The following is a 24,756-nucleotide window of genomic DNA, read 5'->3' as shown; positions in this document are numbered from 1 at the left end:
CGTTTTATTGTATGGATTTTATTCGACCGGCACATTGGATTGAGCCAATTGACCGGCTTTGCCGACTTTAAGACTGAAGAGCTTTTTCTTGAGCTTGTTAAAGGCTCCTACCAGCCCGGTGGGCATGAAAATAACTACCACTACAAAAGCTATTCCTATAAAATATGACCATACGGCCGGAAATTTTTCACTTATACCGCTTTTCATAAGATTTACAAGTATTGCTCCTATTATTGCCCCGTTGAGGCTGCCTCGTCCTCCGATTGCAACCCATATTACCATCTCAATGGACGGAACAATTCCCATTTCCGCCGGGGATATGATGCCCACCTGGGGAACGTATATGGCCCCTGCCAGACCTGCCAGAACCGCGGATATGCAATAGACAAAAACCTTGTAGGTCGTGGGATTGTAGCCTGAGAACCTGGCTCTGTTCTCCCCGTCCCTGATTGCAATCAACACTCTTCCCACCCGCTTGTTTATGATGAACCTGCAAAATATAAATGCCAGCAGCAGCAGGGCTACCGATATATAATACAGCCACAGCTTCGTCCGGTTGTCCGCCAGGGAAAAATTAAATATGGTTTTAAAATTGGTTATGCCGTTGGTGCCCCCCGTCAGCTCCTGCTGTCCCACAAAAAGCACCACAAAAATAATTGAAAGGGCCTGTGTGAGAATTGAAAAATATACACCCCTGATCCTGTTCTTAAAGGTCAGATAGCCTATTGCCAGAGCAATCAGCGCAGGCAGGCACAAGGCCATGAAAATAGCTATAGGAGCCGCCCCAAAGGGTTTCCAGAACCAGGGCAGTGTTTCGCGTCCGCTCCAGGACATAAAATCCGGGAGCCTGCCTCCTCCGGCCTCAAGCTTCAGGTACATCGCCATACAATATGCGCCCAGTCCGAAATAAACTCCATGGCCAAGGCTAAGTATTCCTGTATACCCCCATATAAGGTCTATTCCCAGTGCCAGAATCGCAAACGCCACAAACTTTCCAAGCAGATTGGTCCTGAAATCCGAGAGAAAGAATGGGGCCATGCATAAGAGCAGAATTATTATAACTATGGTCATATTCTTTTTGCCAAGTTCAAATTTATTGCCGATAGAAAACCGGTTCATGTTTCCCCCCATCCCGCTGCCGTGCAGCGATATAAATTATATAAGGCCGCAGCCTTATTCATCCAATGCTCTGCTGTTGATAGTAAAAAATCCCTGGGGCTTCCACTGGAGGAAAATGATTACCATTAAAAACACAAGCACCTTGCCCAGCGACGCATTGGTAAAGAACTCGAAGGTAGTGTTCCCAACACCAATAGCTCCTGCACCGGCCACCGTTCCAACTATCCTGCCCACTCCCCCAAGCACCACCACCATAAAGGTGTCAACTATATAATTAGTCCCCAGTGTGGGGCCTATGGAACCCAGCAGTGTCAAGGCACAGCCGGCTATACCCGCCAGTCCTGCTCCTATTGAAAAAGTCACGCTGTCAACCTTTCGTGTATTTATTCCAATGCTTTGGGCCATAGGCCTGTTCTGCATGACGGCCCTTATTCTTCTGCCGTAAGCTGTCCGGTACAGGAAAATATACACTCCTGCTATGGACAATATAACCAGGCCGATAATGAACAGCCTTTTGTAGGGAAGCTGGACATCTCCCAGCACCAGCCCTCCATCCAGCCATACAGGGCTTCTTACATCCACATTGGGGGCTCCGAAAATGCTTCTGGCCATCTGCTGCAGTATAAGACTGACTCCCCAGGTGGCAAGCAGACTGTCCAGCGGCCTTCCGTAAAGTCTTTTTATTATGGTTATTTCAAGCAGGTAGCCTACCAGCGCCGCCACAACAAACGCACACGGCAGGGCCGCAATATAATATAAATCAAAGACACTCTTATCCATATACTGTATAAATACATTCTGTATCATATAGGTTACATAGGCGCCAATCATTATAAGCTCTCCGTGGGCCATATTTATGATTTTCATCAGCCCGAAGGTTATTGCCAGCCCCAAAGCGGCCAGCATTAAGATTGAACTGACACTTATACCGTTAAAAATCTGCAATAAATAAGTACTCATTAAAATCCCCCTTTCCCTTTATTTGAAAGGCCGGGCAAAAGCTTCAGCCTGCGACGGTACAGCTTGCGCAGACGGAGATGTCTTTGTGACAGCCCATCTGCGCAAGTTTGTACGGTCATTTTATTTCTATCAGTTGCTTAAGCCCTTTGCCCAGTCGTAGGATTTAAGATACGGGTCCGGCTTGACACTTTCGGCTGTACTCCAGATTTCCTTTATAAGTCCGTCCGGCTGTACTTCACCTATCCTTACAGGTTTCCATATATGCTGGTTTTCACCTTCAATTTTTACAGTTCCCTCGGGAGCTTTGAATTCCAGGCCCTTTGCAGCTTCCTTAACCTTTGCCACCTCGGTGGAGCCTGCCTTTTTAACTGCTTCAGCCCAAAGGTATACATTTATGTACGCAGCTTCTATGGGGTCGTCTGTTACACGGTCCGCGCCGTATTTAGCCTTGTACTTTTCAACGAACGTCTTGTTTTCAGGAGTGTCTGTTGTCTGATAATAGTTCCAGGATACCAGATGCCCCACCATATTATCGGCGCCTATACCTCTTATTTCCTCCTCGGCAACACTTACGGAACAGGTGGTCAGATCCTTTGCTGTTATGCCTGATGCCTTAAGTTCCTTAAAGAATGCAACATTACTGTCTCCGTTAAGGGTGTTGAATACCACGTCGGGCTTTGCCGCCTTGATTTTATTGACAATTGTACTGTAGTCCGTATGTCCCAGGGGGGTGTACTCCTCTGCTATCAATTCACCGCCCTGTGCGGCAAGCTGAGCTTTTATAATCTTGTTTGCAGTTCTTGGGAATACGTAGTCGGAACCAAGCAGGAAGAACTTTTTACCCTTGTTTTGCAGCAGCCATTCCACAGCGGGAACAATCTGCTGATTTGGAGCGGCTCCCGAATAGAAGATATTGGGTGAGGATTCCATACCCTCATACTGAACCGGATACCATAAAAGTCCGTTGTTTTCTTCAAATACCGGCAATACCGCCTTTCTGCTGGCTGAGGTCCAGCAGCCGAATACAGTTGCCACTTTGTCGTTCTGCAGGAGCTTCTTGGCCTTCTCAGCAAACTTTGGCCAGTCGGACGCACCGTCTTCTATAACAGGCTCTATTTTCTTTCCCAGAACTCCGCCTGAGGCATTTATTTCTTCAATTGCCATCATTTCAGCATCCTTCACGGATACCTCGCTGATTGCCATGGTTCCGCTCAAGGAATGCAGAATTCCCACCTTGATTGTGTCACCTGCTGCCTGCTGTGCCGAGGAGGAATCTCCTGACCCTGAGGTGGAGCTGCTGCCGCAGCCTCCCAATAATGCCGATAATGCTATTGATATACTTAAGCCAAGCGCTAACCATTTCTTTTTCATAATTTTGACCACCTTTCAATTTTCGGATTTTTTCCCTGTGGTATAAAACCGCTAGTAGATAAATACATACAATTTATGGCCATAAATGTATATTTACGTTGTTCCAAGCTGCCGTCAAGCCCCGGATAACAGCCCTGTTGATATTGTCCGGGAGATTGACAAAAAACGCTATAAGCCATGGATTCCGCGGACATTGCCTGTGGAAATCTCATTTCTCATAGCGCCTTAGCTACATAAACTATTAAGTTCAAGGAACCTTTTAAAATGTCGTTTGGTTCCTTACATTTATGATACCTTTATACCCACAAATAAAAAACACCAAAAAAAAGTAATTTTACCCCCTAAATCTGCAATTCTGCATCTTGAGAATTGCATTTTTTATATTCGCTAGGTGTCAAACCAGTGTATGCCTTAAACAGGGATGAAAAGTAGTCAGCCTTTTTATATCCCAGCCTTTCACTTATTTCATAGTTCTTTAAATTCCCGGACAGGATAAGGTATTTTGCATGTTCCATTTTCATTTTCGTCACATAGTCATTAAAATTGCACATTACCTTCTGCTTGAAAAGCTTCCCCACATAGTCCTTGCTGATGTGAACCTCGTTGGCAATGGACTCCAGGTTTACCTCACTCTCAATGTTGTCAATAACACACTGGCAGATTCTCCTTATAATACTGTCGGAATGATTCAACTGGTATTTCAGGATTTTTTCCTTTATTTCCGAAAGCTGTGCAGAAAATTCTTCTTCCAGGGAGGAAATTCCGCCCGAGCCCGTAATTCCTCCCGAGACAACAAGCCCTTCAACCTTTTTAAGCCACGGAAACTTCTCGTCAATCCTGGTTTTTATATTATACAGCAGGGTATTTGCCAGCACTCGTACTTTTCCGCTGTCACCGTCGTACAGATTGCACATTCCGCTGAAGGTTTCAGCCGTCGCCTTCTTCAAACGCGGGTCGGCAGTAAGAATATATGAAATAATGAGATTTTCATGATCTACCGGATAATAAATACCATTATCTTCCTCCTGTGCTTTACCTGAGCTTTTCAGCCTTTCCTCCCGGGCCTTCTTTTCAGAGATGAAAGCTCCCGCCCTGACCAGAATATCGGTTAAGGCCGCCTCTTCCAGAGGTTTTGTCATATATTCAAACACTCCGAACCTGATACCCTGCCTGGCAAACTGAAAATCACTGTGGGTGCTCCAAAATACAATACAGGTGTCATCCTTCCTGCTTCTCAGTTCCTGAACAAACTCGATTCCGTCCATGCCGGGCATCTTTATATCGGTAATTATGAGATCATATTCCTTTCCGGACAGCTTCCTGAGAGCTTCCTTTCCGTCACAGGCCTCACCTTCAAGCGAAAAGCCGTATTCCCCCCATTTTTTAAATCTTTTAAGCATATACAAAGCAGCAAGATCGTCATCAACAAGCAAAACACTATACATTATTATCTCCCCTATTATCTGCTCGATTATCTCCTCATTTTAAGCCCGTCTGCCGCTATCCGGCCGGAATTCCTCCCAGATACAGCTCGGCCTGTTCAAAGTCAAACTCCATAATGGCCTTCTTCAATTGTGAGAAGGTTTCCTGATCCAGGTTTCCTTTAATGACACCGCTGTTTTCCATAAAATAATCCTTTGCCTCCGAATCTGCTATTACCACGTAATTCATAAGATTGGCAATCACATCTGAAAAATTCACCGCAGGATCTCCGGCGGTGTCCGCCTGTGTCCCAGCCTCTGTTTCAATCAGAATTGCAGCCTGTTTGCAAAGAGCACCCAACTCTGAAGCAATGCGCTCCATAATATTGATTATCTGCCTTTTGGGGGCGTGAGCCTTCAGAAGAACCTCCAGCTTTTGACACATTTCATACAGCTCATTTGCCCCCAGGCTTCCTGTCAGTCCCTTCAGCCTGTGCACCGCCTCTCCCAGTTCCGCATTCTTTTTTGACCGGTACAGGGACAATATTTTTTCTCCGTCGGCACTATGCCCTTCAATGAAGACTCCCAGTATCCCCGCATACCGCTTCCGGTTCCCCCCTAATTTTGCAATACCTCTTTCAAAAACGCCGCTTCCCGCTTCATAGCTGCAGTACTCCTCATTTTCGGCTTCAGAGTACGCCTTCCCAAGCTCTTCCGCCCCACTGCCGTCAGAACCTATAAACTGCCACAGCATCTGAGCAAGCTTCGAAGGGTACAAGGGCTTGGTCAAAAAGCCATTCATACCCGCTGTTTGGGCTTTTTCAGCCACTCCGTCCACTGCATCGGCGGTAAGTGCGATTATGGGTGTTTCGGGTATTTCTCCACAGGCCTCCATCTGCCGTATTTTTCTGGTTGTCTCATACCCATCCATGCCGGGCATTCTTATATCCATAAGTATAACATCAAATTTGTATTTGCCGGCAAGTTTGACGGCGGCCTGCCCGCTGTCCGCAAGATAAGCCTCGAAGCCCATGCCGTTTAATATTTCCTTTGTCATCAGCAGGTTTATTTCATTGTCCTCAACCAGGAGCACCCTTTTGTTTATAAAGCTGCTGCATACAGGGCCTTTCTCTTTTTCCCCCTCAGCGCCGAGCAAATGGTCAGGAACTGCAAGTTCGGCTGAAAATCTGAAGCAGGAGCCCTTTCCCGGTTCACTGGCAACCTCTATCGTACCGTTCATCAATTCTGCAATTCTTTTGCAGATAGCCAGCCCCAGCCCCGTGCCTCCATATTTTCTGGTTGTTGAAGCATCTCCCTGGGTAAAGTGGTCAAATATGACAGCCACCTGCTCCTGGGATATTCCAATACCTGTGTCTTCAACACTTATACATGCCAGCACAGAACTGTTGCTTCCCGGCTTGCAATCAAGACCGATGGTTATTGAGCCTTTTTCCGTAAACTTTATTGCATTTGACAGCAGGTTCAGCATAACCTGCTTGAGTCGCGTAACGTCACCTGTCAAAAGCCCAGGTATGTTTTCGCCCAGGTTCAGCCTCAGTTCAAGCCCTCTTCTTCCGGCCTCCACCCCCACCATTCCATATATGTCCTGTACTGCCTGAACTATATTGAATTCAACACTTTCAAGCAGCATTTTCCCGGCTTCTATTTTTGAAAAATCCAGTATGCCGTTTATCAGACCCAGCAGGTTACTCGCCACCATTCCAATCTTGTCGCAGTACTCCTTCTGCCTGGCCTCAAGATAAGTCTCATTCAAAAGGAACTGGTATCCGATGATGGTATTGAGAGGCGTCCTGATTTCATGGGACATACTGGCCAGAAATTCACTTTTTGCGTTGTTTGCAAGCTCAGCCTCCTCTTTTGCGGACCTCATGGTTTTTTCGGCTTCCCTTCTCTTCTGCAGCTCATCATGAAAGGAAAAATAAAGTTCATTGAAGGTATTGGCCAACTGCTGAAGCTCCAGAGTTCCCTCCGGCTTCAGACTGAACTTGTCATCCTCAAAGGAAAAATTTCTCAGGAGTCTTGTATAGCTGTTTACAGGATATGTGACATATTTGAACAAGGTGCTTATCAGCAGCGCTATGGCGCATATTATAATCAGCGCCAGCACTATCTGTACCACAGCGGCATTTGCAGTGGCACTTCTGGCAGCCTCCAGCTCATTTTCCAGACGGGCATTCATGACTTCCTGAAACCTGGCTATGGGCTCCATGATCTCTTTCTTGTCTGAATCGTACTGCGCGTCAAACATTATCTCCCTTGCCTTATCAAGCTTTTCTGCGCTGCCCAGTATTTTTTCGGCCTGAGACAACTGATAGGCCGCCACCTCGGGAGCCATGCGTGCCTCCGGCACCTCCAGAGCTTCCAGTACCAGCCTCATGGACTGTCTTTCCGTATTTACCAATGCATCAGAGTGCTGTTTTGCCTTTGCCAGCAATTCCAGCTCCTGCTCGGGGGATTCCAGCTCCTTTAGCTTGAGTATTACCTTGTCACGGGTCTGGGTGTTGTTTATCTCCTCCCAATACCTCTGCAAATGAACCAGGTCTGTGGTGATGGCATATTTCCGGGCTTCATCCGTCAGATAGTCCGAAGCATCCGCCAGGTCTATGCCCAACTGTTTGAACTCCGTTCTCCGCCGCTCGGCAGCCTGTTCTGCCTGTATGCTGGACCGCATGTAAACGATGCTTCCTATGAGCAAGGCCGCTATGAGAAAAAATATTCCAAGTATCAGACCGCTTATTGTTGATTGTTTTATGGCTATCTGTGATTTCAACCCCTCACCTCCGCAATACACTAAAAAAAGCGCACAGGTCATATAGAAGTATGACCTGGCGCCTTTGCCGTTTTACGTATTTGTATGTTTTATATTAATCTCCCATCTATGCGTATAGCGCGTACACAAATAGAAATGAAAGACACGTAGTGGCTTTTGCTGCGTGAAAGCCACTTTGACATACAACATGTATCTTTCACGCTATACCAGCACTTAAAATGAAAACCATATTTATTATCGACTATTTCTAAATTATATTATAAAATGTCTTAGGTGGTCTATACAAGATTTAACTGAAGAATATTGACTGAAACAATGATAATGGAGCCGAAATGAACAGTAACAATTCAATTGACATGTATGAAATTCTGATTGTTGACGATACACCCGAACAGATTGAAATGGCATTGGTGGTTTTAAAAGGCAATAACTATAAGGTCAGGGTTTCCACAAAGGGCTCGTCAGCCCTCAAGCTGCTTGAAAAGCAAAAGCCCGACCTTATACTGCTGGATATTTTCATGCCTGAAATCGACGGCTTTGAATTATGCAGGATAATCAAGCAAAATACTGAATATAAAAATATCCCGGTGATCTTTTTGACCTCCAGCGGAGACGAACAGAGTATAAAAAAAGGGTTCGAGGCAGGCGCCCAGGACTATGTCACCAAGCCCTTCAATACCACAGAATTGCTGGCAAGAGTGAAGACCCATATAAAGCTCAAGCAGCAGACGGAATTCCTCTATCTGGCCAACAGGGAACTGGACAGCTTTTGCTATTCCATCGCCCACGACTTAAAGGCGCCTCTTCTGTCAATGGGAAAACTTATAGAATACCTGTCACTGGACTATTTTGACAAGCTTGGAGAAGATGGAAATACCCTTATTTCCAACATTCATAAAAAGTCCGGGGAGCTTACCGCTATAATAGACCATCTGCTTGAGTTTTCACGTATGTGTGAGCTTGAGATGAAGCCGGAGCATATAAACCTTGAGCAGCTTTTCAGAAGCGTCTTTGATGAACTGATGCTGACCCGGCCCAACAGGCAGGTTGAGCTCAGGCTTTCCGGCCTGCCTGATATTACCGGTGACAGCATAATGCTCAGAATACTTGTAACCAATATTCTTTCAAATTCCATAAAATATACTGCTCCCAGGAAAATTGCCAGGATAGCTGTTGAATACACCGAATACCCTGACAGTTATGTATTCTGTGTTACCGATAACGGGGTGGGCTTTGATATGAAATACTCTTTAAGGCTCTTCCAGGTTTTCCAGCGCCTTCATTCCTCAAAGGAATTTGAGGGCTCGGGAGTGGGACTGTCCATATGCCAGAGAATTCTCAAACGCCATAACGGAAGAGCCTGGATGACAGGGCAGGAAAATCAGGGTGCCTCCTTTTACTTCAGCTTTCCTAAAAATCCCCCAATCTAAAAAAAACAGCCCCAACCTACCTTCTCACACTAGATTGGAGCCTTGCGGGCATCAGCATTGACACCCTGACACGATTAAATTGGCAACTATATATAAAATGCAGTTATGGGGCTGCCTCCTACACCTGTATTGTATTTGTCGCTAAACCAGACAAAAAGGCGCACAAGTCTATGAAAGACCTGGCGCCCATGCCTAATTGATATTATTTTAACTATATTATAGTACTATTGCTTTTAAAATGCAATTTCTTTTCTATTAATTTCTTTTTTTATCATCATAAGGAACTTACGATGCCTCAGCTTCTTCAAACTGGCTGTTGTAAAGTGCTGCATAGAAGCCTCCGGAAGAAAGCAGTTCCTCGTGTGTACCCTGTTCCACAATATCTCCGTTCTTCATAACAAGGATCAAATCCGCATCTCTTATGGTTGAAAGCCTGTGTGCAATGATGAAGCTGGTCCTGTCCTTCATAAGGTTCTCCATGGCTTGCTGTATCAATACTTCCGTACGGGTATCAACCGAGCTGGTGGCTTCGTCCAATATGAGAATCCGGGGATCTGACAATATTGCACGGGCAATGGTCAGGAGCTGCTTCTGTCCCTGTGAAACATTGCTGGCTTCTTCGTTCAATACCATATTGTAGCCGTCGGGCTGGGTTTTGATAAAGTGATGGGCATGAGCAGCCTTCGCTGCCTTTATGACCTCTTCATCTGTGGCGTCAAGCCTGCCGTAGCGGATATTTTCCATTATTGTGCCGTTAAACAGCCAGGTATCCTGCAGAACCATCCCGAACATGTCTCTTAAGTCGTTTCTCTTGAAATCCATGGAATTAATGCCGTCAATAAATATGTCTCCGCTGTTTAAATCATAAAAACGCATCAGCAGTTTTACTATGGTTGTCTTTCCTGCTCCTGTAGGCCCGACTATGGCAACTCTCTGTCCGGGTTTGATGCTGGCTGAGAAATCATTAATTACTATATTCTCAGGATTGTAACCGAAATGCACACTCTTAAACTCAACCTGCCCCTTGACATTTTCAGTGACGACCGTTTTTTCAGCATCCTCCGGCTCTTCCTCTTCTCCAAGAAACGCAAATACTCTTTCGGCAGCGGCAGCAGTGGACTGCAGGATATTTGCAACCTGAGCCGCCTGTCCGATTGGCTGCTGGAAGTTTCTTACGTACTGTACAAAGGATACGATGTCTCCCACCTTGATGGTGCCTTTAATGGTCAGCCAGCCACCCAGGATGGTCACAAGCACATAGCCTATGTTGCCTATGAAGCCCATGATGGGGAACATCATGCCTGAAAGGAATTGTGATTTCCATGCGGATTTATGAAGGGTCTCATTAATTGTGTCAAATTTGTCTACCGCCCTCTGTTCTCCGTTGAAGGCCTTCATTATATTGTGGCCGCTGAAGATTTCCTCCACATGGCCGTTTATCTGTCCAAGTGATTCCTGCTGGGTTTTGAAATATTTCTGAGACTGTTTTACAATTATACCTATAAATATTATGGACAGAGGAATAATTATCATGGAAACAAGCGTCATTATCCAGCTTATGGTCAGCATCATCACAAGCACACCGATAAGAGTGGTGAATGAGGTTATCATCTGGAACAAACTCTGGTTCAGGGTCTGGCTCACAGTGTCAACATCATTTGTAACCCTGGACAGCACTTCACCGTGGGTCATCTTGTCAAAATACTTCAGTGGCATGCGGTTTATCTTTTCTGCTATCTGCCTTCTCAGGTTGTAGGATATCTTCTGGGCCACACCTGACATGATAAAGCCTCCCACGAAGGAAAACAGCGAACTTGCCCCGTACAGCACCATCAGATATATGAGGGTCTTTGCAATAAAGTCAAAATCTATGGAACCTCCGGCAGCCTTGCCGACCAGGCCTTCATACAGCTTGGTGATGGCCTCTCCAAGTATCTTGGGACCTCTTATGCCTACAATTACACTGCCGATTGCAAATATCAATACAACTATGATACGTGGTATGAAAGGCTTTATATACGTCAAAAGCTTTTTCATGGTACCCTTGAAATCTTTCGGTTTTTCCGTCTTAATACCCATTGGGCCTCCGCCGCCCACAGGGCCGCCCCGTCCTCTCCGGGACGAATGCTGCTTCATGTTCTCATTTTTGCTCATGCCAATTCCTCCTTTGAGAGCTGCGATAGAGCTATCTGCTGGTATACCTCGCAATTCGCAAGCAGTTCCTTATGGGTACCCATTCCCACAACCCTGCCTTCATCCAGAACCAGGATTTTATCTGCATTCATAACCGTGCTTATTCTCTGAGCCACTATTAATACTGTTGCACCCCGGGTCTTTGTCTTCAGGGCCTTTCTGAGGGCTGCGTCAGTCTTGTAGTCAAGGGCCGAGAAGCTGTCGTCGAAAATGAATATCTCAGGCTTTTTGACCAGGGCCCTGGCAATAGAAAGTCTCTGCTTCTGACCGCCGGATACGTTTGTACCCCCCTGGGCTATTTCAGTCCCGTAGCCCTCATCTTTTCCGCTTATAAATTCCGTAGCCTGGGCTATATCCGCAGCAAGCTCCAGATCCTCCTGGGTTGCCGACTCCAAACCGTACTTCAGGTTGCTTTCAATGGTACCTGAGAACAGTATGCCCTTCTGCGGCACGTAGCCTATCTTTTCCCTCAGCTCCTTCTGCGGCACTTCCCTTATGTCTGCACCGTCCAGCAGAATCTGACCGGAGGTGACATCATAGAAACGGGGTATAAGATTTATAAGTGTGGACTTTCCGCTTCCGGTACTGCCTATGAAGGCCACTGTTTCTCCCGGCTTTGCAGCAAAGTTTATATTTGAAAGTACTTCGTCTTCCGCCCCCGGGTATTTAAAGCCAACATCCCTGAATTCCACAGTGCCCTTAAGGCTTCCGTCAAATTCCTTACTGCTTTTGGGGTCCAGAATGGAGGGCTTTGTATTGATTACCTCGGCTATACGGTTAATGGATACCGACGCACGGGGCAGTGTGATTGAAACCATTGAAATCATAAGGAAGGCAAATATTATCTGCATTGCATACTGCATAAATGCCATCATGTTTCCTACCTGCATGTTTCCCATATCCACCTGGTGTGAGCCTACCCAGACTATGAGCAGTACCACTCCATTCAATATAAGCATCATCATGGGGAACATGGCTGTCATAATCCTGCTTACAAACAGGTTTGTATTTGTCAGGTCGGCATTTGCCTTTTCAAATTTCTCCTCTTCCTTTTTCTGGGTGCCGAATGCCCTGATAACCAGCATACCCGTCAAGGATTCACGTGTAACCAGGTTGAGCTTGTCAATGAGCTTCTGTATACTCCTGAACTTGGGAATAGCTACTGCAAACATCACCAGCACAAGGCTGAGTATGGCCAGCACCGAAACACCGATAACCCAGGACATGGAGGTGTCGGTATGCATTGCCTTCAGGAAGCCTCCCACTCCAAGTATCGGAGCATAGAATACCAGTCTCAGGAACATTACCATAAACATCTGCACCTGCTGGATATCATTGGTACATCTGGTTATAAGAGAAGAAGTTGAAAATTTGTCAAACTCGGTGTTTGAGAAGTCAACAACATTCTCGAACACATTCCTTCTGAGGCTTCTGCCAAGACCTGCCGATACTCTGGCAGCCCACAGGCCCACAATAACGGAAGCCGCCATACCTATAAGTGCAACTCCCAGCATTTTGAGACCGGACAGGATTATGAAATCCGACTGCATTTTGCCCGTATCTCTGCCCAAAGCCTCATATTCGGCCTTGACATACACTACTGCGCCCTGGCTTATGATGCTGTCGGGCAGTGCTTCAAAACCCTTGTCGATTTCACTCCGTATTGCCTTAAGCTGTTCTTCCGGCAGCTTTGCAAAAAATTCAAAGGGATCTGTACCTTCAGGAAGCTGTGAAAGTCCCTGCAGGAGCTTTCCATTGTCTCCCTTGCCGTCCATTTGGAATTCAGAGGCACCGTCTTTTGCTTCCATCAGATAAACTACAAGCTCGGGTTTGCTTAAAGTCTTTATCAGCAAATCCGTGGTCTCTTCAGTTATATCATTTAGTTTATAGACATCGTTGTCTTTTATTTCAGGATAATTCTTTGAGTACTTGTCCGAATCCTTCTGAGATATCTTTGATTTTTCAAGCAGTGTGTAGTTATCCAGTACAAACTTTTTATCCTCCGCTGTCATGAAAAAGGTCAGCTTATCCATCTCGCCTTTTCTGATCAAATCCGGAACTGCATTTTCAATACCTTTTTGTTGAATACCTACATTTACAATATTGGACATATAGTCTGGAAGTGACAGGTCGCATACCGCCTGCACAAGTAAAAAGGCTACTATGCCAATAATGGCAAAAATATGCGGTTTCAGATGTTTCAATATTTTACCCATGTATTACTCCTTTCTTTTCTAAAGCAGCAAATTTTGTAGTCCGGCCCAAATATATCAATTCAAGTCAAAGACCAATAATTTTCAGTAACTCGATATAATTATAAATACATAACTATTATATGTCAATAATAATTTTGATTGTATAATTATTATAAATAGTGTATAATAAAGTCAATTACTATCAACTTAAAATCGATAGTTCGGGTTTGATTACCATACTTTTAGTATTGCCAATCAAACGATTATACAGAGACCATCTATAATATACGCTTAATATTTTATTAAGTCTTGTTAAAAATATATGATTTTTTTAAATATGATAAAAGGAGTTTCAGATATGTTTACCAAGGATGCTTTAATTGAAATATCAAATAGCTTGTTTTTTCTTTTTCTATCATTAAATAATAAAATGATAAATCGTAATATCATGTTAAAAGGACTATGTGTTCCACCTTCACATATAAAAGTTATATTCTATCTGACAACAAACGGGCCCAGTCCCGTGTCAAAAATCGCCAATGAGCTGGTTATATCAAAACCAAATATGACGCCTATTATAGATAATCTGATTACAGAAGGATATGCCGTCAGATATGATGACCCTTCCGACAGGCGTATAGTTATTATTGAAGCCACAGAGAAATCCTTTAACTTTTTAAAGCAGAAAAAGCAGGAAACAGTGGAAGCCGTTTCAGAAAAATTATCTTCTCTCAACAATGAAGATATTGAGTCCTTAAAAGCCCTGGTGCCCAAGCTGACCGAAATCCTTGGGAAGATACAGTAATATCTTCTTGACTCTCCCAATATCTAGAACTATAATATATGTAATATCTAAAATTTAATAGAGCCGGATGATTGATGGAGGAGAGTTCCTTTGCAAGGCAAAGGACACCGAAGGAGTAGCACTCTCAGGTAAAAAAGGACTTTATCAGGACGGATCTCTGGAGAGACCAATGTTGGCGCCGAAGGGGCAATACGGTGAGTTTGATGCCGTCAATCTCTCAGGCAAAAGGACAGAGTATAAATTTATAACTATTTTAATATAGTTTTATTTTGCTTTCTTGTTCCATAGGTCAAATCATACAGATTTGGCCTTTATATATTTTATATAACTAAAAAAGGAGTGTTTATATGAACAGAGTTTATAACTTTTCTGCAGGTCCTTCTATTCTGCCGGAATCTGTTTTGGCAAAGGCTGCTGAAGAAATGTTAAATTACAATGGTACAGGAATGTCTGTGATGGAAATGAGTCACAGGTCAAAAGCGTACACTTCCATAATTGAAAATGCTGAAAGCCTTCTGCGCAAGCTGATGAAAATTGATGATTCATATTCGATATTATTTGTTCAGGGCGGTGCTTCCACTCAGTTTTCCATGATTCCCATGAACCTTTTCAGCAAATATAAAAAGGCTGATTTCATAAATACGGGAAACTGGTCAAAAAAGGCGATTTCTGAAGCAAAGCTCTTTGGTGCCGCAAATGTGGCGGCTTCTTCAGAAGATTCCAATTTCACATATATTCCCGAAGAGTACAATCTTTCCCAGGAGGTTGACTACGTTCACATTACCAGCAACAACACCCTTGAGGGAACCCGTTTTGTAACCTTCCCCGACACCGGAAACGTACCTCTCGTGGCCGACATGTCCAGTGAGATAATGTCCAGGGAGATGGATGTGAACAAATTCGGGCTCATATATGCCGGAGCGCAGAAAAACCTGGGTCCTGCCGGACTTACCATAGTTATTGTAAAAACCGACCTCATAGGCAAGCACCTTGAAAATACACCAACCATGCTGAGATACGAAACCCATGCCAAGGAAAAATCCCTTTACAACACTCCGCCCTGCTACAGCATTTATGTTGCAGGACTGGTGTTCAAGTGGCTTGATGATATGGGCGGCGTTAAGACCATTGAAAAAATCAATAATGAAAAGGCCGCCATACTTTATAATTTTCTTGACGAATCAAAAATGTTCCTAAACAAGGTAAACAGGAAGGACCGCTCATTAATGAACGTGCCCTTTACTGCTCCCACCGACGAATTGAATGAAAAGTTCATAAAGGAAGCTGAACAGGCAGGTCTCTGCACCCTCCGGGGACACCGTCTCATAGGAGGCATGAGAGCGAGCATTTATAACGCAATGCCTGTTGAAGGTGTAATTAAGCTTGTTGACTTTATGAAGAAATTCGAGCTTGAAAATAAATAGATACCTGAAAGGATGAATCAGTATGTATAAAATACAAATGTTGAATAAGATAGCCAACTGCGGGCTTGAACTGCTGCCAAAGGAAAACTATGATATTTCGACTGAAGAGGCCAATCCCGACGGCATACTTGTCAGAAGTGCAAATATGCTGGAGACGGAACTGCCCAAAAATCTCAAGGCCATTGCAAGAGCCGGTGCAGGAGTGAACAATATTCCCATAGAAAAATGCACTGAAAAAGGCATAGTTGTCTTCAACACTCCCGGCGCGAATTCAACAGGAGTCAAGGAGCTGGTTATAGCCGCCCTCCTGCTTTCATCACGTAAGATTACAAAAGGCATGGAATGGGTGCAGACCTTAAAGGGCAAGGGCGATGAAATACCCAAGCTGGTGGAAAAGGGCAAGTCACAGTTTGAAGGTCCTGAAATCAAGAGCAAGAAAATCGGTGTTATAGGTCTTGGTGCCATCGGAGTTATGGTGGCTAACGACTGCATATCTCTAGGTATGGAGGTTATGGGCTACGACCCCTATATTTCCGTAAAGGCTGCCTGGGGGCTGTCAAGCTCGGTTATAAGGGCAAACAGTCTGGAGCATCTGCTGTCAACCTGCGATTACATCACCATTCATGTACCTTTGACCAAAGAGACAAAAAATACCCTTGACAAGGAAAAATTCGAAATAATGAAAAAGGGTGTCAGAATAATAAACCTTGCAAGAGGAGGACTGGTATCAAACCAGGATTTACTGGAAGCAATCGGCAACGGAACGGTTGCCTGCTATGTAACCGACTTCCCCGAGGAAGAACTCCTTGGTGTGGAGGAAATAATAGCAATCCCCCACCTTGGTGCCTCCACCCCTGAATCAGAGGAAAATTGCGCTATCATGGCAGCAAACCAGTTGAAGGATTACCTGGAAACCGGCATGATCAAAAATTCGGTCAACTTCCCCGACTGTGACATGCTGCCCACGGACAAGACCAGGATTATTACCGTTCATCGCAATATTCCCAATATGATAGGCCAGATGACCACCATACTTGCCGCAAACAAAATAAATATTGCAGATATGCTGACCCGTCACAAGGATACAATCGGCTACAATGTAATCGACATTGAAGGTGATCTGAACGAGGAGGTCATAGACAGGATAAGAGCCATAGACGGGGTTAAGACAGTAAGGGTCATATCCGGAAAGTAATTTCAGACAGGCAATCAGTAATACCCATACAAAAAACAGTGAGTGCGGGATTCCCGCACTCACTGTTTTTTATCTATTTGGTTTTTAAGCTCTCAAGTTTTGGAGTTAATTTTTCTATCATACCTTTTGGAGCTTTCTCTTTAAACATTTTCAGACATAATTCCTCAGTTACCACTGTAACCTGGTTTTTAACCAGCCAATCCTGAATTTCATGTTTAACTAATCCAAGGAATATTGAAGGAACAGCATCCAAAACCAGCTTAAACATTTTTTTGCTGTTTCCCTCCCAGGTCAGATTATCCAAGACAGATCCCCTCATATATTGCCTCCTAAATAATTTCAAGTCAGTTAATAGGATATCATTACATACTATGGCAATATAATAAATTTAGTTCCAGTTTTCTACCGGAATTGTGACACGGATAGTTTCCCTTAAAAATCCCGGGTATACGCCGCCGGTCTTTCAGTTATATGTTAAAGGGTGCAATAATATCCTCAAAAGTATCTCTGCGCCTTATAAGTACAGCTTCCCCATTTTCTTTTATCATGACCTCGGCCGGGCGCAGCCTCATATTGTAGTTGGAGCTCATGGCAAAACCATAGGCGCCTGCATCCATTATCCCCAGTATATCCCCTTCTTCCACTGCCGGAAGAGTCCTGTGCTTGGCAATAATGTCTCCGCTTTCACAAATGTTTCCCACTACGGTAACCTCCTCAGTGGCTCCCTGGTTCTGAGGCTTGCCGTTTCTATAAACCTCAATGTCATGATGGGAATCATACATAACCGGTCTGGCAAGAACATTGAAGCCCAAATCGGTTCCCACATATCTGTTTCCATAATTGTTTTTGGTTGCATATACGGTTCCCAGCAGGATACCGCTCTCAGCCACTATATACCGCCCGGGCTCCGATTTGAACAGTATCTTCTTACCGTATTTCTCAGTCCACTGCACCAGCACGGCAGTCAACTTTTCCCTGAAGCTTGCCAGATCAAGGGCTTCCTGACCCTCCTGCTTTCTGTAAGGAATTCCAAAGCCGCCGCCCATATCGACAAAGTCTATATCCTCAAACTGTTCTGCAACTGCGAGAATGGATTTCACACCTTCAATATAGGAATCCCCCTCCATAAACAGTGAGCCTATGTGCTGGTTGATTCCGCAAATCCTCAGATCATATTTTTTTGCTATTTCCTTAACCTGTGAAACACAGTCGGTATTAACTCCGAATTTGGTCTTTTTTCCGGCGGTTACCACCTTTTCGTGGTGTCCTGCGCCCACGCCGGGATTAAATCTCACGGCCGCCTTACCTCCCCTGTTGAGCTTACCCAGGAGCTCAAGCTGTGACAGTGAATCCACACTTACGAGCACGCCGTTGTCAACAGCATATTTGAGCTCCGCCTCGGATACATTGTTGGGGACAAAAAACAGCTCTTCAGGCTTGTATCCCGCATGCAGCAGAAGCTGTATTTCTCCTGCCGACATGGCATCAGCCCTTAAGCCTTCCTCCCTGACGGTTTTAATTATATTGAGGTTTGAATTCGCCTTTATAGAGTAATTAGGAATAAAGAAGGGGTAATCAACAAGATTTTTCATATCCCTGCACTTCTGCCTTAAAATCTTTTCATTATAAACATACAAAGGGCTCCCAAATTCCTTTACAAGCTTTTCAGGGTCTGAATTTCCAAAAAAGTTCATTTTTATTGAATAGTATTCTGTCATAATATAGCCTCCGTTTTATTTATTTTGTATTTATATTTATAAGCTTTATTTCGTTGGTAAGAGAATCCTTTATCAGATCAACCATGTTTGAGTTTCTGGAAAACAGGCAGGTGGGATTCGTGCCGCCGAGCTGGCCTGTCAGAACATTTTCCGAATCGGTAATAAGTCTGACACTTTCAAAGCGCTTATTTTTGCAGTAGCAGATTACCCGCTCCATAGCAAGCTTTTCAGAGGTTATCACCACCACCTTGAGCCCCTTGTCCCTGGCCTGGATAAGCTCCTCCAGCACCTCGTCCAACTGCTCTCTTGAAATGGAGATGTAAATCCTTTTACGTGCCTGGTTCATCAGATTTTTCATCTTGTCCAGCATCTGCTGCCTGCCGTTTATTGTTACAAAGCTTTCTCCCATGGCATTCAACTGAGGTATTTCTTCCTGTATAACCTTCATTATCTCGGAAAATTTCCTCTTCAGGTTCTGAACCAGTTCTTCGGGCTGGACAGCAATATATCTGGCAGCCTCACCGTTTATCTTGTATGCTCCGCCTTTATCCGAGAGTCCTGCAAGCCCCAGATATGCGTTTGACCTTGGTATTCCGGTCAGTTTGGAAGCCTCATAGCCGGTGAGCTCACCTTCCTTGCACAATGTCATGTAAAGCATTGATTCATGTCTGGTGAAGCCTGCCTGCATCAAAGCGTCTATTACGTCCACAGCGCACCTCCGAGCTTCCGATTTTTAGTGGTTCTATATAAAACCACTATATACTATTCATATTATACTGTCAACTCAAAGAGGATTTTTTTTGCCCGGCGAGAAAAATTTTTTCAGAACCAGGCAGAGGTTACAGACCACTACTACATTTATACAAGGTTTACAATAAAAATGGCACAAATTTTTTTATATTTGCGCCCGATTGAGACATATGGAAATTACATAATGCTATTTTTCCAGCAGCTTTTCCTCCAGCAGGCCCAACTGCTCTTTTTCTGGTGCAAGGTCGGCATACCGCGCGCTGTCATAGCATTGGGCCAGCAGTGAATTAAACTGCATGGCTTCGGGTTCTGCTCCCGCATCCCGGCATAGCTCCCTGGCGGTGGAAGCAGGCGGAATTCTCACTCCCCGGAGCCTTAAACCCCGTATGAAATATTTCATGAGCCTTCTCACTTTTGCTACATCATCAGTCAGACTGTCATAGGGTATTTCTCTTGCGAATATTCCCGAAGCGGCATTTTTAAACCTGTTTACAAAATTTTTGAGATTTCTGTCAAGTAAGCTTTCCTTTTCGTCGGTGTGCCCGCATTCCGAAACTACATCCACAAAATGCTGTCCGCTTTTAAACCAGTTTATCAGTCTTATGGCCATATTTATTATGAATTTCACCAAATGATAGAAAGCAAGAAATATGAATCCCACCACAAGCAGTACGCCTAAAACGTGTATCACAATTATGAATATTTTCTGGAGCAGCGAAGGGTCCTCCGTTCCGGCATTCATAAGCAATTCCTGCACCTGCATATCCGGCAGGGCGGCGTCCTTGTCATTTGAGGCAAACAGGCCTGCCAGGGCGGAAAACAGCCAGCCGATTGTTCTGAATACAAATTTATATATTTCCGTAACTTGTCCGAAGGAACCAGCGAATATAAGAATTATCAGTAACAGCCCGGCAAATATCCTGTTGTTTTTCTGCTGGATGCTGCTTATGTCCATGGAGTTTTTTCCAAACCGCCTGGAATCGTCCACCTGCTTTATTACAAGGACCGTAACAGACGCCGCAACAGATATTCCTATGGCTATATTACCGAAAAATATAAGGGAAGAACGGTCGCTATTTACAAATACGATTGCCAGAAGAATATTTATAGTGATTGAGGTCAGAGCCACTTGTACACCCATGTCCCTGCCTGTGGCCAACACGGTTCTCACATGGCTGAAAATGAATATGCCTGCGGCAAATACCACAAGGCCGCCTGCATTGATTCCGGCTGTAAAAAATACCACAAGGGCCGATATGACCACAGTAACAACCTTGTATACAAAAGGTCCCGGCTTCAGACGGCATATAAAGATTGCCGCCAGCACCAATACATTGAAAAGGCAGGTCAGCATAAAAGCCGTAACAGGAGGCATAAAAAACTGCAGCACCATATATGCCCCCGGCATCAGCATCAACATTTCAAGGATTGAAGTCAGGGTAAAAATTCCGAACATCAGAACACACCGCCTTCCTGTATAAGCATAACCTCAACCTGGCGGCCTTCCCGCCTCAGATATAGTATTTCCTCTTCGATACTCTCGTCGGAATACAAAGAAACTATCAATATATCGGTGTCCCTGGGTATTTCTCCTCTCAGGTTCCGCAGCAGGGTGTAAAAGGACAGGCTCCTGTCAAACTGGAGCTTTGCAAGGGCTTCCAATACTGTATATAGCTGTGGCTTGCTGCAGCGGGCAGGAATATTCACAAACTCGCTTGAATCCCTGAAATGGCCGTTAGTACAAAAGCCGGTTGCAGTCCCCTGCTTTATGGCCTTCTCCAATATGGCGGCGCAAAAATGTATGCCGAATTCTATCTGCCGGCACTGCTCCTCGTTGGGAAACCGGTCCTGCTTGCTGCTGGTGTCGATATTAAACAGGATCAAAATATTTGAATTTGCAGTAAAATCATACTTGAATACCTGCAGGGAATTTGTCCTGGCAGTGGCCTTCCAGCTTATTGCCGACATGGGATCACCCGGCCGGTACTCCCTGACACCTGCCACTATGAACGGATCGGGATTTATGAACCTGCGGACCACCGCGTCCCCCTGCAGTGAACGGAAGCAATTTACAAGCCTGTCATTATTAAGGGGGCTGGGGTATACAATCAGTCTGGTTTCATTTTCATATGAGGTTATTTTGGTTGTAAGTCCCAAGATATCTCCCGAGGTAATCGTAACATTGCCCACATTGTAGTCTCCTCTTTGAAGGCAGGTTACTTCATGGGTTCTTTTGATACGGTAGTAGGGCATTATTGAGAATACGCTCCGGTGGTATCCCTCCTGGGCCTCCTCCATGTTCTTTGCAGAAGCCAGCTTCAGCCTGGGGCTTATTTTCGATTCGGCCTTCATCCACGCTATGGGCAGCAGGCTGTTGTTTTCTATTTCTTCAACAAGATATACCTTCTCCCCCTCAAAGGCAGTGGACTGGGATATGCTTCTCCTGTATGTCATGCCCCGCAGTAAAAACTGCCTGTAAATAAAGTATTCCACCAGGATGAGAAGAGGTAGTGCAAGTACAATTTGCAGCAGCATAAGCCTCCTCCTTACTCTCCCTGTTCAAGGGGAACAGCCGTATGAGCCAGCACATCCCCCACAATTTTTTCTCCTGCATTTACATTTTCCAGGGACAGCCCTCTGGCAATTATCCTGTGGGCCAGAACAGGCAGCGCCATCGCCTTTACATCATCAGGAGTTACAAAGGTCCGTGCCTTCAGCAGAGCATATACCTGAACCGCCCTTAGCAATGCCAGAGCTCCGCGGGGGCTTGCTCCCAGGTGGGTATTCGGATGTTTTCTTGTGCCCTCGGTTATTTTGATTATGTAATCCAATATATCCTCAGATACCTTGACTCCCGAGTACAGAGCCGAGGCCTCCAGGATTTCCTCCGCACCCGCCGCAGGCTTGAGGCTGTCCAGCGGATTGTCACCCTTGAATCTTTTGAGAATATTTATACCTTCACCTGTATCCGGATAACCCATGGAGGTTTTGATTAAAAATCTGTCCAACTGAGCTTCCGGCAGGGGAAAGGTGCCCTGGATCTCAATGGGATTCTGAGTGGCTATGACCAGAAACGGTGCCGACAGCTTTTTTGTCTCTCCGTCAATGGTAACCTGGCGTTCTTCCATACATTCCAGCATGGCTGACTGGGTTCTGGGGGTAGCACGGTTTATTTCGTCTGCCAGCACTATATTTGAAAAGACCGGTCCGGCTCTGAATACAAAGCAGTTTTCTTTCTGATTAAAGTAATTGATTCCCGTTATGTCCGAAGGCAGAAGGTCGGGAGTAAACTGTATTCTCCTGAAGGAACAGTCCACGGATGAAGCCAATGCCCTGGCGAATACCGTCTTGCCCGTACCCGGCACATCCTCCATCAGCAGGTGCCCTCCTGTAATAAGGCATATAAGGGCCAGATCAATTACATTCTCCTTGCCCACAATAACCTTTGAAACATTCTCTCTGATTCTTCCCGCCCAAAGCCCTATCTGGTTTATTTCCATATTTATCTCCCCCACTTAATAAATTTTACGGTATTTTTGTTTTATCTCAAGTCCTTGCACACAATTGGAAAAATACAGTAATATTATACCATATCCGGCTGTATCAACTGTTTGGATAAAACCTCCAAAACGAAGTGTATTATTTTGGCAGAATGCCCCAAGAACCGCGCGGTCTGCGGCGGTATTTCACTTCACCCGTCCTTTTCCTTTGGATCTTTTCCTTTGGTCTTTTTCCTTTTTCCGAAAATTTCATACAGCCCCATGGCCAGCAAAAATACCCCGAAGCCCTTGCGCAGAAGCATCCCGTCCGCCGCAAGGGCAATGCGTGAGCCAAGGATAGCTCCTGCAAGACCGAACAGCATTATTGGAATGCCTGTTTTAAAATCAATTCTCCTTCGTTTTATATGTATTGCCAGGGCGACTGCAGCAGTGGGTATGAAAAAAAGCAGGTTCGTACTCTGGGCAACATGCTGCTCAGGTCTGACAAACAGCACCAGAGCCGGTATCAATACCGCCCCTCCCCCGATTCCCATTCCGCTGATTATTCCTGCTGCCAGGCCTATTAAAAATACTGTCATTGTCCCCGTCCTCTTATTTGCTGAATTAATACTGCCTATCTGAATAAATGTCTTCCTGCCTGCAAGGCCGGTTTAAAAAATCATCCTGACCGCTGCCGCCAGCATGAAGGCTCCAAATATGATTCTCAATATTCCGGAGGGGAATTTATTCAGGAGAAACGCTCCTATAGCGCCCCCGGCAGCTCCTCCCAGCATGGCCTTCCAGGTGATGTTCCAATCTACGAAGCTGTTGGACAGGTAGAAATAACTGCTTACCAATGTCAGGGGCAGGATTATAAGCAATGCCGTGGCATGTGCCGTATGATCCTCCTCCCCAAGCAGGTAAACCATGGCAGGAACTGCGATGGTTCCTCCCCCCGAGCCGAAAAGTCCGTTTGCAGCTCCTGCAAAAAGGCCGATTCCCATATATTTTATAAATTTACTCTTCCATATAGGTTTTACCACTGCCGTTTCTCCTTCTGGATATTTGCTCTGTTTAAAGTTGCCCATAATCATATTGTCTAAAAAAAACTTATTAATATACAGTTTTCTCTTGACATTTCCGTACTGGCTTAATAATATAAAAATATAGTGAGTACTCACTCATTTTTTTTATAAACTGTTGCACATCAGCAGCGGCTAACCCTGAAAGGATGCTTGGAAACTATGAATGTAAATATTGATTTGTCGGAGCTTGAGCTCCCGGATAAAGAAAAAAAAATTCTTGAGGCTGCCATTCTCATATCCAATGAAAAGGGCTTCTCCTCCACCACCACCAGCGAAATTGCCAAAAGGGCCGGTGTGGCGGAAGGAACCATTTTCAGATACTTCAAGACAAAAAAGGATATATTGCACGGCATAATGCTGCAGGCAATAAGGATTGCTGCGGACAAGATACTTTTGAATTCCCTGTACGACATATTTAAAAGCAGAGAGCAGAAGGAATTGCGGGTTATACTCAAGGAAATCCTTTTGGACAGACTGGAGCTGGTACAGAGATTTTTTCCCATGTTCCGTGTCCTGATAAGCGAAGCCCTCTTCCATCAGGATATCAGAGAGGTGATATGTTCAAATCTTATCAACAGGCTGGATAAGGAAATACGAGAATTCTACAGCAACCTGGCGGCCCGCGGACAGATTCGCACCGATGTGGACCCCATGCTCGTAATGAGAAACATAATAGGAAACTTTCTGGCCTTCATCGGCCAAAAGATGCTGTTTACAGACAACTTCAGCCTGTCGGAAAGCACCGGGGAAATAGATGCCATGATTACCCTGATACTGGACGGCATCTCTCCGGCAAAACAGACCAAAGGAGGAGATTAAT

Annotated in this window: 20 protein-coding genes and 2 riboswitches; of the genes, 5 read left to right on the top strand and 15 right to left on the bottom strand. The window is 44.9% G+C overall.

All coding sequences use genetic code 11. From position 1 onward, the window contains the following. Window positions 1–18: 18 nt before the first annotated feature. The 5 genes from urtC to CLHUN_RS16945 form a co-directional block, all read right to left on the bottom strand. Window positions 19–1,119, bottom strand: coding sequence for an urea ABC transporter permease subunit UrtC (gene urtC, locus CLHUN_RS16965; RefSeq protein WP_479692036.1), 1,101 nt, complete (start codon window positions 1,117–1,119; stop codon window positions 19–21). Window positions 1,120–1,173: 54 nt separating this feature from the next. Then, window positions 1,174–2,079, bottom strand: coding sequence for an urea ABC transporter permease subunit UrtB (urtB, locus tag CLHUN_RS16960; RefSeq protein ID WP_080065823.1), 906 nt, complete (start codon window positions 2,077–2,079; stop codon window positions 1,174–1,176). Between the two features lie 129 nt (window positions 2,080–2,208). After that, window positions 2,209–3,450 carry an urea ABC transporter substrate-binding protein gene (gene urtA / locus CLHUN_RS16955; RefSeq protein WP_080065822.1) on the bottom strand — a complete coding sequence of 414 codons (1,242 nt, stop codon included), beginning with the start codon at window positions 3,448–3,450 and terminating at the stop codon, window positions 2,209–2,211. 341 nt (window positions 3,451–3,791) lie between these two features. Continuing rightward, window positions 3,792–4,895 (bottom strand): response regulator transcription factor, encoded by a 1,104-nt coding sequence (locus CLHUN_RS16950; protein ID WP_080065821.1) that lies wholly within the window; start codon window positions 4,893–4,895, stop codon window positions 3,792–3,794. Between the two features lie 55 nt (window positions 4,896–4,950). Beyond that, window positions 4,951–7,662 (bottom strand): ATP-binding protein, encoded by a 2,712-nt coding sequence (locus CLHUN_RS16945; RefSeq protein WP_165755779.1) that lies wholly within the window; start codon window positions 7,660–7,662, stop codon window positions 4,951–4,953. 332 nt (window positions 7,663–7,994) lie between these two features. On the opposite strand from CLHUN_RS16945, the gene CLHUN_RS16940 reads away from it, so the two are divergent. Next, window positions 7,995–9,092: a response regulator gene (locus tag CLHUN_RS16940; RefSeq protein ID WP_080065819.1), complete on the top strand. Its 1,098-nt coding sequence runs from the start codon at window positions 7,995–7,997 to the stop codon at window positions 9,090–9,092. A gap of 285 nt (window positions 9,093–9,377) precedes the next feature. Here CLHUN_RS16940 and CLHUN_RS16935 read toward each other — a convergent pair whose 3' ends face one another. Continuing rightward, window positions 9,378–11,246, bottom strand: coding sequence for an ABC transporter ATP-binding protein (locus CLHUN_RS16935; protein WP_080065818.1), 1,869 nt, complete (start codon window positions 11,244–11,246; stop codon window positions 9,378–9,380). Beyond that, the gene (locus CLHUN_RS16930; protein WP_080065817.1) at window positions 11,243–13,501 is read right to left on the bottom strand and encodes an ABC transporter ATP-binding protein; all 2,259 of its coding nucleotides are present in this window, start codon (window positions 13,499–13,501) and stop codon (window positions 11,243–11,245) included. Before CLHUN_RS16930 ends, CLHUN_RS16935 begins: the two co-directional genes overlap by 4 nt. Before the next feature lie 337 nt (window positions 13,502–13,838). On the opposite strand from CLHUN_RS16930, the gene CLHUN_RS16925 reads away from it, so the two are divergent. The 3 genes from CLHUN_RS16925 to CLHUN_RS16915 all read left to right on the top strand — a co-directional run bounded on the left by CLHUN_RS16925 (window position 13,839) and on the right by CLHUN_RS16915 (window position 16,904). Beyond that, a complete protein-coding gene (locus CLHUN_RS16925; protein WP_080065816.1) occupies window positions 13,839–14,285 on the top strand; it encodes a MarR family winged helix-turn-helix transcriptional regulator in 447 nt (148 codons plus the stop codon). A 67-nt stretch (window positions 14,286–14,352) separates the two neighbouring features. Then, a riboswitch (glycine riboswitch) is annotated at window positions 14,353–14,437 on the top strand. 3 nt (window positions 14,438–14,440) lie between these two features. After that, window positions 14,441–14,520: riboswitch (glycine riboswitch) on the top strand. 112 nt (window positions 14,521–14,632) lie between these two features. Further along, window positions 14,633–15,709 (top strand): 3-phosphoserine/phosphohydroxythreonine transaminase, encoded by a 1,077-nt coding sequence (gene serC, locus CLHUN_RS16920; protein WP_080065815.1) that lies wholly within the window; start codon window positions 14,633–14,635, stop codon window positions 15,707–15,709. A 22-nt stretch (window positions 15,710–15,731) separates the two neighbouring features. Then, window positions 15,732–16,904, top strand: coding sequence for a phosphoglycerate dehydrogenase (locus CLHUN_RS16915; protein ID WP_080065814.1), 1,173 nt, complete (start codon window positions 15,732–15,734; stop codon window positions 16,902–16,904). Window positions 16,905–16,977: 73 nt separating this feature from the next. Here the strand turns inward: CLHUN_RS16915 and CLHUN_RS16910 are convergent, their stop codons facing one another. From CLHUN_RS16910 to CLHUN_RS16875, 8 genes are all read right to left on the bottom strand, one after another. Then, window positions 16,978–17,208, bottom strand: a complete 231-nt coding sequence (locus CLHUN_RS16910) for a hypothetical protein (protein ID WP_242656545.1) — start codon at window positions 17,206–17,208, stop codon at window positions 16,978–16,980. A gap of 163 nt (window positions 17,209–17,371) precedes the next feature. Beyond that, entirely contained in the window at window positions 17,372–18,622 is a 1,251-nt protein-coding gene (lysA, locus tag CLHUN_RS16905) for a diaminopimelate decarboxylase (protein WP_080065812.1), read from the bottom strand. A gap of 19 nt (window positions 18,623–18,641) precedes the next feature. Beyond that, window positions 18,642–19,331: a TrmB family transcriptional regulator gene (locus CLHUN_RS16900; protein ID WP_080065811.1), complete on the bottom strand. Its 690-nt coding sequence runs from the start codon at window positions 19,329–19,331 to the stop codon at window positions 18,642–18,644. Window positions 19,332–19,559: 228 nt separating this feature from the next. After that, complete coding sequence (locus CLHUN_RS16895; RefSeq protein ID WP_080065810.1) at window positions 19,560–20,828, bottom strand: DUF4129 domain-containing protein; 1,269 nt, start codon at window positions 20,826–20,828, stop codon at window positions 19,560–19,562. Next, a complete protein-coding gene (locus tag CLHUN_RS16890) occupies window positions 20,828–21,907 on the bottom strand; it encodes a DUF58 domain-containing protein (RefSeq protein WP_080065809.1) in 1,080 nt (359 codons plus the stop codon). The genes CLHUN_RS16895 and CLHUN_RS16890 overlap by 1 nt, the downstream gene beginning before the upstream one ends. Before the next feature lie 11 nt (window positions 21,908–21,918). After that, entirely contained in the window at window positions 21,919–22,872 is a 954-nt protein-coding gene (locus CLHUN_RS16885; protein ID WP_080065808.1) for an AAA family ATPase, read from the bottom strand. A 191-nt stretch (window positions 22,873–23,063) separates the two neighbouring features. Next, on the bottom strand, window positions 23,064–23,450 hold the full coding sequence (locus CLHUN_RS16880) for a sulfite exporter TauE/SafE family protein (RefSeq protein ID WP_080065807.1): 387 nt from the start codon (window positions 23,448–23,450) through the stop codon (window positions 23,064–23,066). Window positions 23,451–23,522: 72 nt separating this feature from the next. Beyond that, on the bottom strand, window positions 23,523–23,894 hold the full coding sequence (locus tag CLHUN_RS16875) for a sulfite exporter TauE/SafE family protein (RefSeq protein WP_479692035.1): 372 nt from the start codon (window positions 23,892–23,894) through the stop codon (window positions 23,523–23,525). A gap of 201 nt (window positions 23,895–24,095) precedes the next feature. Here CLHUN_RS16875 and CLHUN_RS16870 point away from each other — a divergent pair, with 201 nt between their 5' ends. Further along, window positions 24,096–24,755 (top strand): TetR/AcrR family transcriptional regulator, encoded by a 660-nt coding sequence (locus tag CLHUN_RS16870; protein WP_080065806.1) that lies wholly within the window; start codon window positions 24,096–24,098, stop codon window positions 24,753–24,755. Window position 24,756: the final 1 nt, after the last annotated feature.

Origin of the sequence: Ruminiclostridium hungatei, from assembly GCF_002051585.1 — a bacterium.
In the GTDB taxonomy this organism is placed as follows: Bacteria; Bacillota; Clostridia; order Acetivibrionales; family DSM-1351; genus Ruminiclostridium; species Ruminiclostridium hungatei.
This window is presented reverse-complemented; position numbering and strand designations above follow the sequence as displayed.

Coding starts and splice junctions, on each gene's coding strand:
- CLHUN_RS16885 (WP_080065808.1), bottom strand. CDS start 22,872: ATGGAAATAAACCAGATAGGGCTTTGGGCGGGAAGAATCAGAGAGAAT.
- CLHUN_RS16915 (WP_080065814.1), top strand. CDS start 15,732: ATGTATAAAATACAAATGTTGAATAAGATAGCCAACTGCGGGCTTGAA.
- CLHUN_RS16895 (WP_080065810.1), bottom strand. CDS start 20,828: ATGTTCGGAATTTTTACCCTGACTTCAATCCTTGAAATGTTGATGCTG.
- CLHUN_RS16870 (WP_080065806.1), top strand. CDS start 24,096: ATGAATGTAAATATTGATTTGTCGGAGCTTGAGCTCCCGGATAAAGAA.
- CLHUN_RS16890 (WP_080065809.1), bottom strand. CDS start 21,907: ATGCTGCTGCAAATTGTACTTGCACTACCTCTTCTCATCCTGGTGGAA.
- urtA (WP_080065822.1), bottom strand. CDS start 3,450: ATGAAAAAGAAATGGTTAGCGCTTGGCTTAAGTATATCAATAGCATTA.
- CLHUN_RS16935 (WP_080065818.1), bottom strand. CDS start 11,246: ATGAGCAAAAATGAGAACATGAAGCAGCATTCGTCCCGGAGAGGACGG.
- CLHUN_RS16950 (WP_080065821.1), bottom strand. CDS start 4,895: ATGTATAGTGTTTTGCTTGTTGATGACGATCTTGCTGCTTTGTATATG.
- CLHUN_RS16880 (WP_080065807.1), bottom strand. CDS start 23,450: ATGACAGTATTTTTAATAGGCCTGGCAGCAGGAATAATCAGCGGAATG.
- CLHUN_RS16925 (WP_080065816.1), top strand. CDS start 13,839: ATGTTTACCAAGGATGCTTTAATTGAAATATCAAATAGCTTGTTTTTT.
- urtC (WP_479692036.1), bottom strand. CDS start 1,119: ATGAACCGGTTTTCTATCGGCAATAAATTTGAACTTGGCAAAAAGAAT.
- urtB (WP_080065823.1), bottom strand. CDS start 2,079: ATGAGTACTTATTTATTGCAGATTTTTAACGGTATAAGTGTCAGTTCA.
- lysA (WP_080065812.1), bottom strand. CDS start 18,622: ATGACAGAATACTATTCAATAAAAATGAACTTTTTTGGAAATTCAGAC.
- CLHUN_RS16930 (WP_080065817.1), bottom strand. CDS start 13,501: ATGGGTAAAATATTGAAACATCTGAAACCGCATATTTTTGCCATTATT.
- serC (WP_080065815.1), top strand. CDS start 14,633: ATGAACAGAGTTTATAACTTTTCTGCAGGTCCTTCTATTCTGCCGGAA.
- CLHUN_RS16940 (WP_080065819.1), top strand. CDS start 7,995: ATGAACAGTAACAATTCAATTGACATGTATGAAATTCTGATTGTTGAC.